The organism is Corynebacterium faecium (assembly GCF_027257105.1).
In the GTDB taxonomy this organism is placed as follows: domain Bacteria; phylum Actinomycetota; class Actinomycetes; order Mycobacteriales; family Mycobacteriaceae; genus Corynebacterium; species Corynebacterium lehmanniae.
The window spans coordinates 150,612-167,831 of sequence record NZ_JAPYJX010000004.1; the positions used below are offsets into that span (position 1 = coordinate 150,612).

General features: G+C 68.0%; 15 protein-coding genes. 7 read left to right on the forward strand and 8 right to left on the reverse strand.

Annotated elements, in window-relative coordinates:
* Positions 1-16: 16 nt before the first annotated feature.
* Genes zwf through tkt form a run of 3 tightly spaced genes read right to left on the reverse strand, consistent with a single transcriptional unit; the run spans position 17 to position 4,858 of the window.
* Positions 17-1,555 (reverse strand): glucose-6-phosphate dehydrogenase, encoded by a 1,539-nt coding sequence (gene zwf / locus O5O53_RS05685; RefSeq protein WP_269509781.1) that lies wholly within the window; start codon positions 1,553-1,555, stop codon positions 17-19.
* Between the two features lies 1 nt (position 1,556).
* A complete protein-coding gene (gene tal / locus O5O53_RS05690) occupies positions 1,557-2,648 on the reverse strand; it encodes a transaldolase (protein ID WP_269509784.1) in 1,092 nt (363 codons plus the stop codon).
* A gap of 38 nt (positions 2,649-2,686) precedes the next feature.
* A complete protein-coding gene (gene tkt / locus O5O53_RS05695; RefSeq protein ID WP_269509788.1) occupies positions 2,687-4,858 on the reverse strand; it encodes a transketolase in 2,172 nt (723 codons plus the stop codon).
* A 156-nt stretch (positions 4,859-5,014) separates the two neighbouring features.
* On the opposite strand from tkt, the gene O5O53_RS05700 reads away from it, so the two are divergent.
* On the forward strand, positions 5,015-5,932 hold the full coding sequence (locus O5O53_RS05700) for a heme o synthase (RefSeq protein WP_269509791.1): 918 nt from the start codon (positions 5,015-5,017) through the stop codon (positions 5,930-5,932).
* Here the strand turns inward: O5O53_RS05700 and O5O53_RS05705 are convergent.
* The 5 genes from O5O53_RS05705 to mptB all read right to left on the reverse strand — a co-directional run bounded on the left by O5O53_RS05705 (position 5,929) and on the right by mptB (position 11,281).
* A complete protein-coding gene (locus O5O53_RS05705; protein WP_269509794.1) occupies positions 5,929-6,885 on the reverse strand; it encodes a quinone oxidoreductase family protein in 957 nt (318 codons plus the stop codon). The two genes, O5O53_RS05700 and O5O53_RS05705, sit on opposite strands and share 4 nt — an antisense overlap.
* 1 nt (position 6,886) lies before the next feature.
* Complete coding sequence (locus tag O5O53_RS05710; RefSeq protein ID WP_269510038.1) at positions 6,887-7,750, reverse strand: COX15/CtaA family protein; 864 nt, start codon at positions 7,748-7,750, stop codon at positions 6,887-6,889.
* Positions 7,751-7,885: 135 nt separating this feature from the next.
* Positions 7,886-8,650, reverse strand: a complete 765-nt coding sequence (locus tag O5O53_RS05715; RefSeq protein ID WP_269509797.1) for an ABC transporter permease — start codon at positions 8,648-8,650, stop codon at positions 7,886-7,888.
* On the reverse strand, positions 8,650-9,576 hold the full coding sequence (locus tag O5O53_RS05720; protein WP_269509800.1) for an ABC transporter ATP-binding protein: 927 nt from the start codon (positions 9,574-9,576) through the stop codon (positions 8,650-8,652). Before O5O53_RS05720 ends, O5O53_RS05715 begins: the two co-directional genes overlap by 1 nt.
* A complete protein-coding gene (gene mptB, locus O5O53_RS05725; RefSeq protein ID WP_370642059.1) occupies positions 9,569-11,281 on the reverse strand; it encodes a polyprenol phosphomannose-dependent alpha 1,6 mannosyltransferase MptB in 1,713 nt (570 codons plus the stop codon). The genes O5O53_RS05720 and mptB overlap by 8 nt, the downstream gene beginning before the upstream one ends.
* A 122-nt stretch (positions 11,282-11,403) precedes the next feature.
* Between mptB and O5O53_RS05730 the strand changes: the two genes are divergently transcribed.
* Genes O5O53_RS05730 through sufU form a run of 6 tightly spaced genes read left to right on the forward strand, consistent with a single transcriptional unit; the run spans position 11,404 to position 17,219 of the window.
* Positions 11,404-12,153, forward strand: a complete 750-nt coding sequence (locus tag O5O53_RS05730; RefSeq protein WP_367616724.1) for a helix-turn-helix transcriptional regulator — start codon at positions 11,404-11,406, stop codon at positions 12,151-12,153.
* 31 nt (positions 12,154-12,184) lie between these two features.
* Positions 12,185-13,591, forward strand: coding sequence for a Fe-S cluster assembly protein SufB (sufB, locus tag O5O53_RS05735; RefSeq protein WP_437177846.1), 1,407 nt, complete (start codon positions 12,185-12,187; stop codon positions 13,589-13,591).
* Positions 13,592-14,755, forward strand: a complete 1,164-nt coding sequence (sufD, locus tag O5O53_RS05740; protein ID WP_269509806.1) for a Fe-S cluster assembly protein SufD — start codon at positions 13,592-13,594, stop codon at positions 14,753-14,755.
* 12 nt (positions 14,756-14,767) lie between these two features.
* The gene (gene sufC / locus O5O53_RS05745) at positions 14,768-15,523 is read left to right on the forward strand and encodes a Fe-S cluster assembly ATPase SufC (protein WP_269509809.1); all 756 of its coding nucleotides are present in this window, start codon (positions 14,768-14,770) and stop codon (positions 15,521-15,523) included.
* On the forward strand, positions 15,523-16,755 hold the full coding sequence (locus tag O5O53_RS05750; protein WP_269509812.1) for a cysteine desulfurase: 1,233 nt from the start codon (positions 15,523-15,525) through the stop codon (positions 16,753-16,755). Before sufC ends, O5O53_RS05750 begins: the two co-directional genes overlap by 1 nt.
* Complete coding sequence (gene sufU, locus O5O53_RS05755) at positions 16,752-17,219, forward strand: Fe-S cluster assembly sulfur transfer protein SufU (protein WP_269509814.1); 468 nt, start codon at positions 16,752-16,754, stop codon at positions 17,217-17,219. Before O5O53_RS05750 ends, sufU begins: the two co-directional genes overlap by 4 nt.
* The last annotated feature ends 1 nt before the right edge of the window (position 17,220 follow it).

Genomic DNA, 17,220 nt, shown 5'->3' on the forward strand with positions numbered 1-17,220 from the left:
CTCGAGCCTTTCTTGCTTATGGACGCCGCCAGGCGCGCCCGTCCTTCGACAGCATGCGCTCGGCGGAGGCCGGCCCCCAGGTGCCGGCGGCGTAATCGTCGGGGCTGCCTTGCTCGGCCCAGTAATCCAGTACCGGATCCAGGATCTCCCAGCTACGCTCCACCTCGGAGTTGGTGGGAAACAGGCTGGACTCGTCGAGCAGCGCGTCCAGGATGAGGCGTTCGTAGGCCTCGGGGGACTGCTCGGTGAATGCCTCGGAGTAGGCGAAATCCATGTTCACGTCGCGCAGCTCCATGCCGGGACCGGGGACTTTGGAGCCGAAGCGCATGAGCACGCCCTCGTCGGGCTGGACGCGGATGACTACCGCGTTGTTGGTCAAAAGGTCCGTCTGCCCCTGGGAGAACGGCTGGTACGGCGGGCGCTTGAACACCAGCGCGATCTCGGTGACGCGGCGGCCCAGCCGCTTGCCGGTGCGCAGGTAGAACGGCACCCCGGCCCAGCGGCGGGAATCGATCTGCAGGGTGCAGGCCGCAAACGTCTCGGTGGTGGAGTTCGGGTCGAAGCCTTCCTCCTCGCGCAGGCCAACGACCTTCTTCGAACCCTGCCACCCGGCGGTGTACTGCCCGCGGGCGGTGGTTTTGCCGAACGGGCCCACCGCCGAGGTGGCGCGCAGCACCTTGAGTTTCTCGGCGCGCAGCTGGCCGGGGGAGAACGAGGTCGGCTCCTCCATGGCCACCAGGGCGAGCAGCTGGATCAGGTGGTTCTGGATCACGTCGCGGGCGGCGCCGATGCCGTCGTAGTAGCTGGCGCGCCCGCCCAGGCCGATGTCCTCGGCCATGGTGATCTGCACGTGGTCGATGTAGTGGGAGTTCCACACCGGCTCAAACATCTGGTTGGAAAAGCGCAGCGCCAGAATGTTCTGCACCGTCTCCTTGCCCAGGTAGTGGTCGATGCGGAAGACGGAGCGCTCGTCGAACACCGCGCCGACGACCTCGTTGAGCTTCTCCGCGGATTTGAGGTCGTGGCCGAACGGCTTTTCAATGATCACGCGGCGCCACTGGTTCTCGCCCTCGTGCGCCATGCCGGAGCGGTCCAGCTGGTGGACCACCTCGGCGAAAAACTCCGGCGGCACGGACAGGTAGTAGGCCCAGTTGCCGGCGGTGCCGCGCTCGTCGTCGCTGCGCTTGCAGGTGGCGGCGAGGCGGTCGAAGGCGGCGTCGTCGTCGAAGTTGCCCTGGACGAACTCGAGACCCTCGGCGAGGCGCTGCCACACGTTCTCGTGGAACTCGGTGCGCGCGCCTTCATCGACAGCTTTGCGCACGTACGCCTCGAAGTCGGCCTTGGTCCAGTCGCGCCGCCCGTAGCCGACCAGCGTGAACCCGCCGGGCAAAAGGCCGCGGTTGGCCAGGTCGTAGACGGCCGGTAGCAGCTTCTTGCGGGCGAGGTCGCCGGTGACCCCGAAGATCACCATGCCCGAGGGCCCGGCGATCTGGGGGAGGCGCTTGTCAGCCGGCGAGCGCAGCGGGTTGGTCCACTCCTGGTGCGGTGAAGTCACGTTAGGCGAGCCTAGCAGTCATGGAATCGAGCAGCTCCTGCCACGCGTCCACGAACTTCTCCACGCCTTCGCGCTCCAGCACGGCGACCACGTCGTCGAGGTCGATGCCCACGCTCCGCAGCGCCGCGAAGGTCTCGCGGGAGACGGCTTCGGTGCCGGTGAGGGTGTCGCCGTGCACGCCGCCGTCGCGAAGCACAGCGTCGAGCGTCTTCTCCGGCATCGTGTTCACGGTCTGCGGGCCGGCGAGCTCGGTGACGTACATCGTCGCCGGGTAGTCCGGGTTCTTCACACCGGTCGATGCCCACAGGGGGCGCTGGGCGTTCGCGTTCGCAGGAAGCTTATCGACGTCAGCTTTGCCAAACTCGCGCTCAAACAGCGCATACGCCAACCGTGCGTTGGCGATGCCCGCCTTGCCGCGCAGCGCCAGCGCCTCGTCGGTGCCGATGGCCTCGAGGCGCTTGTCCACCTCGGTGTCCATGCGGGAGACGAAGAAAGACGCCACCGAGTGGATGCGGCTGACATCGTGGCCTGCGGCGGCGGCCTTGCGGATGCCGTCCTTGTAGGCGTCGATGACCTGCTTGTAGCGCTCCACCGAGAAGATCAGGGTGACGTTGACGGAGATGCCCTCGGCCAGCGCCGCGGTGACGGCGGGCAGCGACTCATCGGTCGCCGGGATCTTGATCATGAGGTTGTCGCGGTCCACCAGCTGCCACAGCTCGCGGGCCTGTTCGATGGTCTTCGCCTCGTCGGCTGCGAAGCGCGGGTCCACCTCGATGGAGACGCGGCCGTCCTTGCCGCCGGTGGCCTCATAGGTGCCGCGGAAGAGGTCGCAGGCGTCCTGGACGTCTTTCACGCTCATGGCGTAGACGGCGGCGTCGGCGGTGGTGCCGGCCTGCTTCAGCTCGGCGAGCTGCTCGTCGTAGTGGGTGCCGGAGCCCATGGCGGCGGCGAAGATCGCGGGGTTGGTGGTCACGCCGACGATGGACTTCGCCTGCTTGACCTCGGCGAGGTTGCCGGTGGCGATGCGCTCGCGCGACAGGTCGTCGAGCCAGGTGGAGGTGCCGGCCTGGTAGAGGTCGTCGATTGCGGTCATGTCTAAATTCCTTCCTTCTCCGTTTGCGAGCTTGCGACCTAACGCCCGTCGCCGCGGGTGGGCTCGGACTCGGTGTCGCCGACGCGCGCGCTCGTCGCCACGCTGCGCTCCTCGCGCACGCACTCGAGGGTCTCGCGGCCGGTGCGAACGACGTTGTCGGTGGTGAAGCCGAAGCGCTCGAACAGCTCGGCGCCGGGGGCGGAGGCGCCGAAGTGCTCCAGGGACACGGCGCGGCCGTATTCGCCGAGGAAGCGGAACCACGGCATGGAGGTCGCGGCCTCCACGGAGACGCGGGCCTTGACGTCGCGCGGCAGCACGGCGTCGATGTAGGCGTCGTCCTGCTCCATGAACCAGTCCATGGACGGCACCGACACCACGCGGGCCGCGGTGCCCTCGGCCTCGAGGACCTTGGCGGCCTCGACGGCGTACTGCACCTCGGAGCCGGACGCCATGAGGATCACGTCCGGGGTATCAGCGGATTCCTCGACCAGCACGTAGGCGCCGCGGGCCACGCCGTCGAAGGCCTTCTCCTTGGTGCCCTCGAGCACCGGCAGGTTCTGGCGCGACAGGGCCAGCGCCTTCGGCTGCTCCTTCGCCTCGAGCGCGGCGATCCAGGCGGCGGAGGTCTCGTTCGCGTCGGCCGGGCGGATCACGGCCACGTCCGGGATGGCGCGCAGGGCGGCCAGGGTCTCCACCGGCTGGTGGGTCGGGCCGTCCTCGCCGAGGCCGATGGAGTCGTGGGTGAACACGTAGTAGCTATCGATGCCGGACAGGGCGGCCACGCGGATGGCGGGGTAGAGGTACTCGGAGAAGATGAGGAAGGTGCCGCCGTAGACGCGGGTGCCGCCGTGCAGGGCGATGCCGTTCATCACCGCGCCCATGGCGTGCTCGCGGATGCCGAAGTGCAAGTTGCGCCCGTACGGGTCGGCAGAGAACATCTCGGTGGAAATGGAGCGCGGACCAAACGACGGCGCGCCCTCGATCAAGGTGTTGTTGGAGCCGGCCAGGTCGGCGGAGCCGCCCCACAGCTCAGGCAGCGCGGCCGCGGCGGCCTGGATCGCGGCGGCGGAGGCCTTGCGGGTGGCCACACCCTTCGCGTCCGGCTCCCAGGTGGGGAAGTCCTTCTTCCAACCCGCCGGCAGCTCGCGGGCGGTGAGGCGGTCCAGCAGCGCCTTGCGCTCCGGGTTCGCCTCGGCCCAGGCGTTGAACTTCTCGTCCCAGGCGGCCCGCTTGGAAGCGGCGCGCTCGCGCAGCTTGCGGGTGTGGGCGATCACCTCGTCCTCTTCCGGGAAGTTCACGGCCGGGTCGAAGCCGAGCGCCTCCTTGACCGCGGCGACCTCGTCGGCACCGAGTGCCGCGCCGTGGATGGCGCCGGTGTTCATCAGGTTCGGGGCCGGGTAGCCGATCACGGTTTTCACGCGGATGATCGTCGGCTTGGTCGGCTCCGCCTTCGCCTCGGCCACGGCGGCCTCGATGGCGGCGACGTCCTCGCCGGATTCGACGGTCAGCGTCTGCCAGCCGTAGGCGTCGTAACGCTTGAGCACGTCCTCGGTGAACGCGATCTGGGTGTCGTCCTCGATGGAGATGCGGTTGTCGTCCCAGAACAGGACGAGGTTGCCCAGCTGCTGCGTGCCGGCGAGCGAGGACGCCTCGGAGGTCACGCCCTCCTGCAGGCAGCCGTCGCCGGCCACGACGTAGATGTAGTGGTCGAAGGGGGACTCGCCGGCGGGGGCGTCGGGGTCGAACAGGCCGCGTTCACGTCGAGAAGCCATCGCCATGCCCACGGCGGAGGCGAGGCCCTGGCCGAGCGGGCCGGTGGTGATCTCGATGTGGTCGGTGTGGTTGTACTCCGGGTGGCCCGGGGTCTTCGAACCCCAGGTGCGCAGGTCCTTCAGGTCCTGCAGCTCCAGCCCGAAGCCGCCGAGGTAGAGCTGCACGTACTGCGTGAGCGAGGAGTGGCCGTTGGACAGCACGAAGCGGTCGCGGCCCACCCAGTCCTTGTCGGCCGGGTCCACGTCCATCACGCGCTGGAACAGGGTGTAGGCCAGCGGCGCGAGGCTCATGGCAGTGCCGGGGTGGCCGGAGCCGCAATTTTCCACCGCGTCCGCGGCGAGCACCCTGGCCGTGTCAACGGCGCGGGTGTCGGTCTCGGTCCAGTCCTGCGGGTAGTTGCGCTCGGTCATTGCCTGCAGTTTCGGGGGCAGCGTCATGGGGTCCTCGCTTTCTTTAAGGTCGCACAAAAGCATATCGCTTATCGACGCCTCCGGTCCCACCCCATCCTCGATTCGTTGACTCGCGTTGGTTGGGGCTACCATCGTCCGAAGGTATGATTGCCCGCGCCCGACGGCGGTACAAAAAGGAGAGAGTTGTTGGAGACCATCAAGGCATATTTCGCGTTGACGAAGCCGAGGGTCATTGAACTTCTCTTGGTCGCCGCGATCCCTGCGATGCTGCAGGCGCACCGCGGCGAGGTGCACCTCTGGCTCGTGCTGGGCACGCTGCTCGGCGGCTGGATGGGGGCGGCCGCCGCGAACACCTTCAACATGGTCGCGGACTACGACATCGACCAGAAGATGGGCCGCACCCGCGCCCGTCCGCTGGTGCGCCACACGGTGACCAAGCAGAAGGCGGCGGTGTTCGCCTGGGTCATGCTCGTGTTGTCCGTGCTGTGGCTCGGGGTGCTGTGCAACTCCTGGCTGGCGGCGTTTTTCATCCTGCTGACCAACTTCTTCTACATCTTCGTCTACACGAAGTGGCTGAAGCGCCGCACCTGGCAAAACGTCATCTGGGGCGGCGCCGCCGGCTGCATGCCCGTGATGGTGGGCTGGGCCGTGATCCGCGACAACGTCAACGACGGCTCCGCCGACAACTGGTGGCAGGCCATCGTGCTGTTTTTGATCATCTTCTTCTGGACCCCGCCGCACACCTGGGCGCTGGCCATGAAGTACAAGGACGACTACGCCCGCGCCAACGTGCCCATGCTGCCGGTGGTGGCGACTGCGGAAGAAACCTCCCGCCAGATCGTGATCTACTCCTGGCTCACCGTGGCCGTCTCGCTGCTGCTGGTGCCGGCCGCGTCCTGGATCTACCTGGTAATCGCGATCGCCTCGGGTGCGGCGTTCTTGGTCATGGCGACCAAGCTGCACCAGGGCATCGTGCGCGGCGAGAACGTCAAGCCGCTGAAGCTGTTCATTCTCTCCAACAACTACCTCGCCGCGCTGTTTTTGGGCCTGTCCTTCGACGCGGTGCTCGGCTGGGAGACCGTCGGCCAGCTGCTGTTCTAGACCTTCAGCACAACCGAGCCGGTGGTCTTTCGCGCCTGCAGGTCCTCGTGGGCCTGGCGGGCGTTTTTCAGCTCGTAGGGCGGGTGGATGCGGATTTTCACCGTGCCCTCTTCCACCGCCCGGGCCACGGCCTGGGCGCGCATGAGGAACTCGTCGTCCGTGGCCACGTAGTGCTTCAGCGACGGGCGGGTGAGAAACAGCGCGCCGTGGGCGTTGAGCTCCTGGATCTTGAACGGCTCGACGTCGCCGGAGGCGGAGCCGAACGAGCAGACCAGCCCGCGTGGGCGGGTGACGTTGAGGCACATCTCGAAGGTGTCTTGGCCGACGCCGTCGTAGACCACGTCCACGCCGCCGCCGTTTTCGGCCTTGATCTGCTCGGCCAGGTCCTCGCCGTAGCGGAACACCTTGGTCGCGCCCGCCTCGTAGGCGAGCTGTTCTTTCTCGTCGCTGGAGACCACTGAGTACACGGTCGCCTCCTCGGCGGCCGCCATCTGGGTCAGGATCAGCCCCACGCCGCCGGCGCCGGCGGTGACCACCATGGTGTCGCCCGGCTTCGTCTCGCGCACGCCGTGGAGGAGGTAGTGCGAGGTCATGCCCTGCAGCAGCATCGAGGCCGCCACCGCAGGATCGACGCCCTCCGGCACGGCGACCAGGCGGTTGCGGTCCACCGCCACCTGTTCGGCGTACGAGCCGGGGGCGGCGTGCCAGGCTACGAGGGTGCCGGGCGCGATCTCGCCCTTGGGATCTTCCACCACGCGGCCGCAGCCCTCCGTGCCGGGGATGTACGGCGGGTTTGAGGGGTAGGTTCCGGAGCGGAAGTAGGTGTCGATGTAGTTGATGCCGGCGTACGCGACGTCGACAAGCAACTGCCCCTCAGACGGCTGTGGCGGCTCGGCATCCTTGTACTCGAGGACTTCCGGGCCGCCGTGGGATGTGACAACGATTGCTTTCATGTCACACGAGCGTAGGCAACCTGCGCTTCCCATGTGCAAAAAGGAAGCCGCTGAATGCAACGACGGTCGACGACATGGCGATATGCGCCGGGATTGTCCAGCGCGGAACCCCCATGCGGAACTGGATCACGCCGATGGCCCACTGCACGAGGATCATGGCGATGAGCACGTAGGCGGTGCGCTTGGCATCCTCCGGCGCGCCGGAGTTGCGCAGCAGCACCGTGGTGATGATGGTGGCGATGAGGTAGAGGTACATGCACACGGCGTGCATGTAGGCGAGCACGCGCGTGTCCATCTCGAGGCGGCCTTCCAGGCCCGCTGCGGCGTCGCCGGCGTGCGGGCCGGAGCCGGTGACCATGGTGCCGGTGACAAGCACGAGGCACAGCGCGGCGGCAGCGATGAGCGTCCACGTCTGCGCGGAGCCGGGGTAGCGGCGGGTGGGCGCGGCGTTGTCGGGCTCGGCGATGCGCATGTACAGCATCGCGGCGACGAACACGAGCACCATCGACGGCAGGAAGTGCACCGCCACGGACCACCAGCGCAGGTCCAGTCGCACGGAGATGCCGCCGATGACGGCCTGCACGACCACGCCGAGCAGGGAGATCCAGGCCAGGGTCTTGATGTCCTTGCGGCGCCCGGCGCGGATCACGGCGTACAGCACGAGGCCGGCGGCCGCGGCGACCACGAAGGTCAGGGTGCGGTTGCCGAACTCGATGGCTTGGTGGATCCAGGGCGCCGCGCCGGCGACCGGCACGAGCGAGCCCTCGTGGCACAGCGGCCAGGTGTCGCAGCCGAGGCCGGAGCCGGTCACGCGCACGAGCGAGCCGGTGACGGTGATGCCGCCCTGGCACAGCAGCAGCACCATCGCGAGGGTGCGCTGCAGCTTCAGTGACGGGTCGCGCCAGGCCTCCCTCCAGGAGTTCGGGCGGGTCTCGGCTGTGGTTGCGGTCACTGTTTCTCCAACTTTCGGACGATGTTGATCGTGGTGAGTGTATCGCGCCTAGCCGTCAAAGCGGAACAAGCGCACGGCCGCGGTCACCGCGGCGACCCCCCAGGCGGCGAGTGAGGCCCACGCCACCCAGTTGACCTGCAAAGACAGCGCTTGCACCAGCGCGCCTGCCAGCGCCACGGTGGGCACCGCGTTCCACCACCCGGCGTGCGCGATGTCGCCGGAGTAGCCCACCCAGCCGAGGATGCCCATGAGCACTAGCCAGATCAGGTTCGCAAGCGCCAGCACCAGCTCGGCGCGCAGGGTGCCGCCCATCAGCAGCCCCAGCGCGGTGAACGCGGCCACGCCACACAGGAGGGTGGCCAGCCCGAACGCGGCGCCGGCGGGGGTCACGCGCCACCCCAACGCCAGGGCGATTGCGCCGAGCACCACCAGCTGCACCACCACCGTAGCCAGCACGCCGAGGATCTTGCCCACGATGATGGTCCAGGGCGGCACCCCGGACGCGCCGGTGCGCTTCAAGGCCCCGTAGCGGCGGTCGAAGGCGACGGCGATGGCCTGGCCGGTAAAGCCCGCACCGGTGGCGGCCACGGCGAAAACCATGGGCACCAGCACACCCGAGTCGGTGTTGTCGCCCAAAATCGGGGCGAAGTGGGCCGCCAGCAGGATCGCCGCCGGGATCAGCACGTTGACCAGGAGCTGCTCGCCGTGGCGCAGCATCAGCTTCGCCTCGATGCGCCCCTGGGCTGCGGCCATCCGGCCGAAGGACGCCCGCTGCGGCGCCGGGGCGAAGATTCCGGGGGTGAGCTTTTCCATTAGCTCCTCAGCTCCCTTCCAGTGATGTCCAAAAACACGTCCTCCAAGTTGCGGTGGGACACGCTCAGCTCGCGGATCAGCACACCTTGGCGTGCCGCCTCGCGCGCCAGCTTCTCGACGACCTCCGGCGAGCCCGTGCCCTTGATCCGGTAACTGCGGGGCCGGACTTCCTCGACGGTGAGGCCGGCGGGCGTGAGCTCGTCGTTAAGCTTGTGCACCTCGAAGGCCTCTGCAGTGTCGAAAGAAAGCACCGGAAACTCCTCGTGGCTGGTGAGCTCCTCCGGGGAGCCCTGGGCGACGACGGTGCCGTGGTCGATGATGACCACGTCGTCCGCGAGGCTTTCGGCCTCGTCCATGAGGTGGGTGGTGAGCAGGACGCTCACCCCGTCGCGCTTCAGCGCCGAGATGATGTCCCACACCGCCATGCGTGACTGGGCGTCCAGGCCCGCGGTGGGCTCGTCCAAGAAGATCAGCTCGGGGCGGCCGATCAGGGCCAGCGCCAGCGACAGGCGCTGCTGCTGGCCGCCCGAGAGGCGCCGGTAGGTAGTCTTCGTCGCCCCCTGGAGGCCGACTAGCTCCATGAGCCAGCGCGGGTCGTGGGGGTGCTTGTTGTAGCTGGCGGCGAGGTTGAGCATCTCCTCGACGGAGACGCCGGCGTAGGAGCCGCCGCCCTGGAGCATGATGCCGATGCGGTCGCGCACCTTCTGCGGATGCGCGACCGGGTCCATGCCGAGCACCCGGATCGACCCGGAGGTGGGTTTGGTGAAGCCCTCGCACATCTCGATGGTGGTGGTTTTGCCGGCGCCGTTGGGGCCCAGAAGCGCGAGCAGCTCGCCGCGCCGCGCTGTGAAAGAGAGCCCGTCAACCGCCGTTTTCTCGCCGAATCGCTTGATAACGCTTTCGACGACCAGCGCGTGATCACTCATGGGTGATGAGTGTAGACCTCCTGCGCCGCCACACCCGAAGCGCGAGCGCTACGCACGCCGCCAGGAGGATGAAGCCGACGACGGCGGAGCCGTAAATCGTGGCGACGGCGCCCGCCTGGAGACGGAGCCCGCGAGGGAGGACGAGGAAGCTCACCAGCGCCGAGTACCCGGCCACAGAGGCGCGGAAGGTAAAGCGGTTCGCCCACGCCGCGAGCGGCAGCACGGCCCACAGCGGGTACCAGGGGTGCACGACGGGAAACAGCACCACCAGCACGAAGGTGGACACGCCGAGCCCGCCTACCGGGTGGATGGTGCCGCGGTAGGTGGCCCACAGCATGCGCAGCGCAAACGCCGCCGCGACCGTTAGCCCCGCCCAGCGGGTCACGCTGAGCATCGCGTCCGTGTGGTCGCCGAGCCCCAGGTTCATGCCGAGGAAGCCTCCGGCGACGCCGATGTCGGTGGTCAGAGACAGCCAGCTGCGGATCTGGGCGGCGCCGCCCTGGCCGGTGACCCAGCCCAGGCCGATGCCGGAGGCCAGCGAGACCGCGATGGCGGTGGCCGCCAGCATGGTCGCGTGCAGGGCGGCGGAGGTCGCGATGGCGCGGGGGCCGCTGCGCTGGCGCTGCGGGCGGGTGCGCAGGTGGCGGGCCAGCGCCATGCCGGTGAACCCGAGGGCCAAAAAGCCGATCACCTTCACCATGCCGGCGCAGCTGATCAGGGCGGCAGAGGCAGCGAGCAGCGCCCAGCCGGAGCGGCGGTTGCTCTCGAGCCGGTCGATGCCGCGCAGCCCCACCTCCAGGCCGACGAGCAGCAGGCCCATCATGATGGCCTCGTTGTGGATGCCGCCGACCATGTGCAGCACCGTCAACGGGTTGAGGATGCCCAGCCACAAAGCGGCCGGGCCGGTCACGCCGCAGCGCTTCGCCAGCGCGAGCACGGCCCAAGCCGCGGCGAGGATGCCAGCGACAGACACGGCGCGGTGGGCGAGCACGCCCCAGAAGATTGAATCGCCGGTGATGTGCGAGATCACCGCCGCGGTCCCCAGCGCCACCGGTCCGTACGGGCTAGGCGAGTGCGCCCAAATGAACGGCACGGAGCGGGCGAGGTGGTGCTCCACCCCCAGCAGCTCGACGGGGCCGGAGGAGTACGGGTCGAGCCCCTGGCGCACGATGCTGCCGTTGGCCAGGTAGGAGTAGATGTCCTGGGTGAAAAGCGGCGCGGTGGCGATGAGCGGGACCACCCAGGCGATGAAAGTGCGCAGCATCTCCGGGTTGCTCACCCGCGCCCCGCGCGCCGCGCCTGGCGACGCCCCGACGAACGGGGCCATGGCCAGCCACGCCGCCACCAGCACGCCGACGCCGATGAGCACGAGCGCGTTGGAGGCGAGCATCATGCGCCCCATCTCCGCGCCGAAGGGGAAATTCTGCCACGGGTTTTCCACCACCGGCAGGGCGCCGCCGCCGATACCCGCGAAACCGATCAGGAACGCGCCGGCGGCCCCCGCCCAGCGCAGCGCGGCGAAACGGCCGCGCTCGCGGGCCCGCACAGCCGCGCTTGTGGGTGCGCTGTGCGCAGGCGAGGCCGGGTCGTGCAGCAGCGTCGAGCGGGACCCGGGTCGCCCGAAGCGCGGCAGCTCGCTGGCCACGTTCACGCGCGGGGCGCGGCGGGCGCGTCGGGAGCCGTGCGGGCGGTCGGGTGCAGTCACGGTTGAACAGTCTAAGGCGCGCTCCGACACGGGCCCACCCGGTGCGGCAGGAATATTTACAACACACTAGTGTTGTGAAAAGGCAGCGACTCAGACCACATCGAGCGAAAGGTGGTGCCATCGTGGATACAGCGGATACAGCGAATTCAGCAGTAAGCCGCAACCCCGCTCCTGCGGACGCGTCCCGCGCTGGCGGCGACACGCGCTCGCAGGTGATGTCGGTCCTGCTCAAGCGGGGGCCGGTAGCGGCCAGCGACATCGCGGAAGAGCTCGACCTCTCGGCGGCCGGCGTGCGCAGGCACGTGGACAAGCTCGTCGAGGAGCAGCTGGCCGAGCCTTGCGCACCGCGCGCCGTCGCGGGCGAGGAGCAGGGGCGCGGCCGTCCGGCCAAGCACTTCCAGCTCACCGCCGCGGGCCGGGAGCGCTTCGGTTCGCATTACGACGGTCTCGCGCTCGACGCCGTGGAACTGATCCAGCAGATCGGGGGCGAAGACGCGGTGCGCGACTTCGCCCGCGCTCGCGTGGAGAAGATCCTCGGCGACGTGGAACCGGCGGAAGATGCCGAGTCGACGGCGCGCCGCGTCGCCGCCGCGCTGGAAAGGCACGGCTACGCCCCGAGCGTCCACCGCACCGACGCCGGCATCCAGATCTGCCAGCACCACTGCCCGGTGTCCGCCGTCGCCGCGGCGCACCCGGAATTCTGCGAGGCGGAAAGGGAGGCGGTGGCGCGGATCGTCGATACGCATGTGCAGCCGCTCGCCCTCATCTCCGACGGCGACGGAATCTGCACAATTAACATCCCCCTTGCTGCGGCGCGCACCCGGACGCGCCCGGCGGGAACAGCAACGAAAGGAGCGGCTGACAATGACTGAAGTGAAGCCCACACCAGGCCTTGAGAAGCCGATGAACGACGACGAGATCATCGAGTCGATCGGTGCCTACAACTACGGCTGGCACGACTCTGACGTCGCCGGCGCCTCCGCGCGCCGGGGCCTGAACGAAGAGGTCGTGCGCGACATCTCCGGCATCAAAAGCGAGCCGGAATGGATGCTCAACCAGCGCGTGAAGGCGTTGGAGATCTTTGACAAGAAGCCCATGCCCACCTGGGGCGCGGACTTGTCCGACATCGACTTCGACAACATCAAGTACTACGTCCGCTCCACCGAGGAGCAGGCCGCCAGCTGGGACGACCTGCCGGAAGACATCAAGAACACCTACGACAAGCTGGGCATCCCGGAGGCAGAGAAGCAGCGGCTCGTCGCAGGTGTGGCCGCGCAGTACGAGTCCGAGGTGGTCTACCACCAGATCCGCGAGGACCTGGAGGAAAAGGGCGTCATCTTCGTCGACACCGACACCGCCCTGCGCGAGCACGAGGACCTGTTCAAGGAGTACTTCGGCTCCGTCATCCCGGCCGGCGACAACAAGTTCTCCGCGCTGAACACCGCTGTGTGGTCCGGCGGCTCCTTCATCTACGTCCCGCCGGGGGTCCACGTGGACATCCCGCTGCAGGCCTACTTCCGCATCAACACGGAGAACATGGGCCAGTTCGAGCGCACCCTCATCATCGTCGACGAGGACGCCTACGTGCACTACGTCGAGGGCTGCACCGCCCCGATCTACAAGTCGGACTCGCTGCACTCCGCGGTGGTGGAGATCATCGTGAAGAAGGGCGGCCGCTGCCGCTACACCACCATCCAGAACTGGTCCAGCAACGTCTACAACCTGGTCACCAAGCGTGCGAAGGCTGAAGAGGGCGCGACCATGGAGTGGGTCGACGGCAACATCGGCTCCAAGGTGACCATGAAGTACCCGGCCGTGTGGATGACCGGCGAGCACGCCCGCGGCGAGGTGCTCTCCGTCGCGTTTGCGGGAGAGGGCCAGTTCCAGGACACCGGCGCGAAGATGACGCATATGGCGCCGCACACATCCTCGTCCATCGTGTCCAAGTCCGTCGCCCGCGGCGGCGGCCGCGCGGCCTACCGCGGACTGGTGCAGATCAACGCCAACGCGCACGACTCCGCGTCCAACGTGGAGTGCGACGCGCTGCTGGTGGACGACATCTCGCGCTCGGACACCTACCCGTACAACGACATCCGCAACGACCGCGTGACCCTGGGCCATGAGGCGAAGGTGTCCAAGGTTTCCGAGGACCAGCTGTTCTACCTCATGTCCCGCGGCATCGCCGAGGAAGAGGCCATGGCCATGATCGTGCGCGGCTTTGTCGAGCCGATCGCCAAGGAGCTGCCCATGGAGTACGCCCTCGAGCTGAACCGCCTCATCGAGCTGCAAATGGAAGGATCGGTGGGCTAAATGGCCGAAACCGTCAAAAACGCCACCACGCACAACAACAAGGGCGACCTGTTTTCCTCCTTCAACGTGGAAGACTTCGAGGTCCCGGGCGGCCGCGACGAGGTCTGGCGCTTCATCTCCCTGCGCCGCCTGCGCGGCCTGCACAACGGCGAGTTTGCCCCGCAGGCCGACGCGCAGATTGCGGTGGATGCTCCCAGCGAGGTCGCAGTCGAGCAGGTTTCGCTTGACGACGAGCGCGTGACCGCCGCCGGCGCCCCCGTCGACCGTGTCGCCGCCCAGGCGTGGACCTCCTCCGAGAACGCCACCCTGATCTCGGTGCCGGCGAACGCGGAGCTGACCGAGCCGATCACCGTGACCATCACCGGCGCGGGCGCCGACAAGACCACCTTTGGCACCGTCGTGGTCGAGACCGGCGCGAACTCTTCCGCCACCGTTGTGGTGCGCTACGCGGGCTCCGGCACCCACGCCGACAACGTCAACTGGGTCATCGGCGAGGGCTCCCGCGTCAACGCCGTGGTGGACGCCGACTGGGAACTGGATGCGGTGCATGTGGGCCAGCAGTCGATCGTCGTGAAGCGCGATGCAACCCTGCGCCACCACGTGGCCACCTTCGGCGGCGAGATCGTCCGCATCACCCCGCGCCTCGCCTTCGAGGCGCCGGGCGGCGACGCCGAGCTGACTGGCGTGTACTTCGCCGACGCGGGCCAGTACATCGAGAACCGCCTCCTGGTGGATCACGCGGTGCCGAACTGCCGCTCCAACGTGCTGTACAAGGGCGCGCTACAGGGCGATAAGGCCTCCAAGCTGCCGGAGGCACGCACCTGCTGGGTGGGCGACGTGCTCATCCGTGCCGAGGCGAAGGGCACCGACACCTACGAGACCAACCGCAACCTGGTGCTCACCGACGGCGCACGCGCGGACGCCATCCCGAACCTGGAGATCGAAACCGGCGAGATCGCCGGCGCGGGCCACGCCGCAACCGTCGGCCGCTTCGACGACGACCAGCTGTTCTACCTGCGCTCCCGCGGCATCCGCGAGGAAGACGCCACCCGCCTGATCATCCGCGGCTTCTTCAACGAGGTCCTCAACCAAATCCCCGTCGAGTCCATCCGCGAAGAACTCATCGCCCGCGTCGCCGGCGAGCTCGAGCGCAACGAAAACTAAAAGGAGCAATACATGTCCACCCTGGAAATTAAGAACCTGCACGCCAACGTCCTGCCCACCGAGGAAGGCCAGGAGCCGAAGCCGATCCTCAAGGGCGTCAACCTGACCATCAAGGGCGGCGAGACCCACGCGATCATGGGCCCGAACGGCTCCGGCAAGTCCACCCTCGCCTACACCCTGGCGGGCCACCCGAAGTACGAGGTGACCGAGGGCGAGGTGCTTCTCGACGGCGAGAACGTGCTCGACATGGAGATCGACGAGCGCGCACGCGCCGGCCTCTTCCTGGCCATGCAGTACCCGGTTGAGGTGCCGGGCGTGTCCTCCTCGAACTTCATGCGCTCCGCGGTCTCCGCCGTACGCGGCGAGGCCCCGAAGCTGCGCGAGTGGGTCGGCGAGCTCAACGCCGCCCGCGAGGCGCTGCAGATGGATGCCTCCTTCTCCGAGCGCTCCGTCAACGAGGGCTTCTCCGGCGGCGAGAAGAAGCGCCACGAGGTCATGCAGCTCGCGCTGATGAAGCCGAAGTTCGCGGTCATGGACGAGACCGACTCCGGCCTGGACGTCGACGCGCTGCGCATCGTCTCCGAGGGCATCAACCGCTACCAGGACGAGACCGGCGGCGGCGTGCTCATGATCACGCACTACAAGCGCATCCTGAACTACGTCAAGCCCGACTACATCCACGTCTTCGCCGACGGCAAGATCGTGCAGACCGGCGACGCATCCCTCGCCGACCAGCTCGAGGCCGAGGGCTACGAGAAGTTCATCTAATGGCGCTCGACGTAACAGCCATCCGCAAGGAGTTCCCGATCCTGTCTCGCACCGTGCGCGGCGGCAAGCCGCTGGTGTACCTGGATTCGGGGGCGACGTCGCAGCGCCCGCAGCGGGTGTGGGACGCTGAGCGCGACTTCGTGCTCGGCTGCAACGCGCCCGTGCACCGTGGCTCCTACGAGCTGGCGGAGGAGGCCACCGACGCCTACGAGTCCGCCCGCGAGGCCATCGCCGCCTTCGTGGGCGCGGACAACGACGAGATCGCGTTCACCAAAAACGCCACCGAGGCGCTGAACCTGGTCGCCTACGTGCTGGGCGATACGCGTGCCGGCGAGTTCGCGGTGGGCGAGGGCGACACCATCGTGATCACGGAGCTCGAGCACCACGCCAACCTCGTGCCGTGGCAGGAGCTGGCGCGCCGCACCGGAGCTGAGCTGAAGTGGTACGCGATGACCGAGGACGGCCGCATCGACCTCGACTCACTCGAGCTCGACGACACGGTCAAAGTGGTGGCGTTTACCCACCAGTCCAACGTCACCGGCGCGCACGCCGACGTCGCAGAGATGGTGCGCCGCGCAAAGGCCGTCGGCGCGCTCACGGTGCTCGACGCCTGCCAGTCGGTGCCGCACATGCCGGTCGACTTCCACGCGCTCGATGTGGACTTCGCCGCGTTCTCCGGCCACAAGATGTGCGGGCCAAACGGTGTGGGCGCGCTGTACTCGAAGCACCTTAACGAGCTGCCGCCGTTCCTCACGGGCGGCTCCATGATCGAGGTTGTGCGCATGGATGGCTCCACCTACGCGCCGGCGCCGCAGCGTTTCGAGGCGGGCACCCAGATGACCTCCCAGGTCGTGGGGCTCGGCGAGGCGGTGCGCTTCCTCACCGAGATCGGCATGGAAGACATCCAGGCCCACGAGCGCGAGCTCACCGCCTACGCCCTGGAGCAGATGCAGCGTATCGACGGCCTCCGGATCGCCGGACCGCTCACCGCCGACAACCGCGGCGGCGCGATCGCCTTTACGGTCGAGGGCGTGCACCCGCACGACCTGGGCCAGGTGCTCGATTCCGAGGGTGTTGCCATCCGCACGGGCCACCACTGCGCGTGGCCGCTGCACCGGGGGCTGGACATGCAGTCCACGTCCCGGGCGAGCTTCTACCTGTACAACACGCTGGACGAGGTTGATACCTTGGTGTCGTCGATTAGCAAAGCGAAGGAGTTTTTCGCGCGATGAACCTCGAATCCATGTACCAGGAAGTCATCCTGGACCACTACAAGAACCCGCAGCACGCGGGGCTGCGCGAGCCGTACGAGGCGGAGGTGCACCACGTCAACCCGTCGTGCGGCGACGAGCTGACGCTGCGCGTGCACCTGTCCGAGGACGGCGCCACGGTCGAGGACGTTTCCTACGACGCTGAGGGCTGCTCGATCTCGCAGGCCTCCACCTCGGTGATGGCCGAGGAGGTCATTGGGCTGCCTGTCGACGAGGCGATGTCGAAGCTCGCCGCGTTCGACGAGATGATCACCTCGCGGGGCACCGTCGAGGGGGATGCAGAGAAGATCGGCGACGGCGTGGCCTTCGCCGGCGTGGCCAAGTTCCCGGCGCGCGTGAAGTGCGCGCTGCTGGGGTGGAAGGCGTTCCAGGCGGCGACGTCGGACGCACTGGGAGAATCGGACGCCCCGGAAGATAAGGAGTAGC

What these genes read in the sequence shown, in the direction of transcription:
- O5O53_RS05715 (WP_269509797.1), bottom strand. Translation starts at nt 8,650, where the DNA reads ATGGAAAAGCTCACCCCCGGAATCTTCGCCCCGGCGCCGCAGCGGGCG.
- sufB (WP_437177846.1), top strand. Translation starts at nt 12,185, where the DNA reads ATGAACGACGACGAGATCATCGAGTCGATCGGTGCCTACAACTACGGC.
- sufD (WP_269509806.1), top strand. Translation starts at nt 13,592, where the DNA reads ATGGCCGAAACCGTCAAAAACGCCACCACGCACAACAACAAGGGCGAC.
- O5O53_RS05705 (WP_269509794.1), bottom strand. Translation starts at nt 6,885, where the DNA reads ATGAAAGCAATCGTTGTCACATCCCACGGCGGCCCGGAAGTCCTCGAG.
- O5O53_RS05720 (WP_269509800.1), bottom strand. Translation starts at nt 9,576, where the DNA reads ATGAGTGATCACGCGCTGGTCGTCGAAAGCGTTATCAAGCGATTCGGC.
- sufU (WP_269509814.1), top strand. Translation starts at nt 16,752, where the DNA reads ATGAACCTCGAATCCATGTACCAGGAAGTCATCCTGGACCACTACAAG.
- O5O53_RS05750 (WP_269509812.1), top strand. Translation starts at nt 15,523, where the DNA reads ATGGCGCTCGACGTAACAGCCATCCGCAAGGAGTTCCCGATCCTGTCT.
- tal (WP_269509784.1), bottom strand. Translation starts at nt 2,648, where the DNA reads ATGACCGCAATCGACGACCTCTACCAGGCCGGCACCTCCACCTGGCTC.
- sufC (WP_269509809.1), top strand. Translation starts at nt 14,768, where the DNA reads ATGTCCACCCTGGAAATTAAGAACCTGCACGCCAACGTCCTGCCCACC.
- O5O53_RS05710 (WP_269510038.1), bottom strand. Translation starts at nt 7,750, where the DNA reads ATGGTGCTGCTGCTGTGCCAGGGCGGCATCACCGTCACCGGCTCGCTC.
- tkt (WP_269509788.1), bottom strand. Translation starts at nt 4,858, where the DNA reads ATGACGCTGCCCCCGAAACTGCAGGCAATGACCGAGCGCAACTACCCG.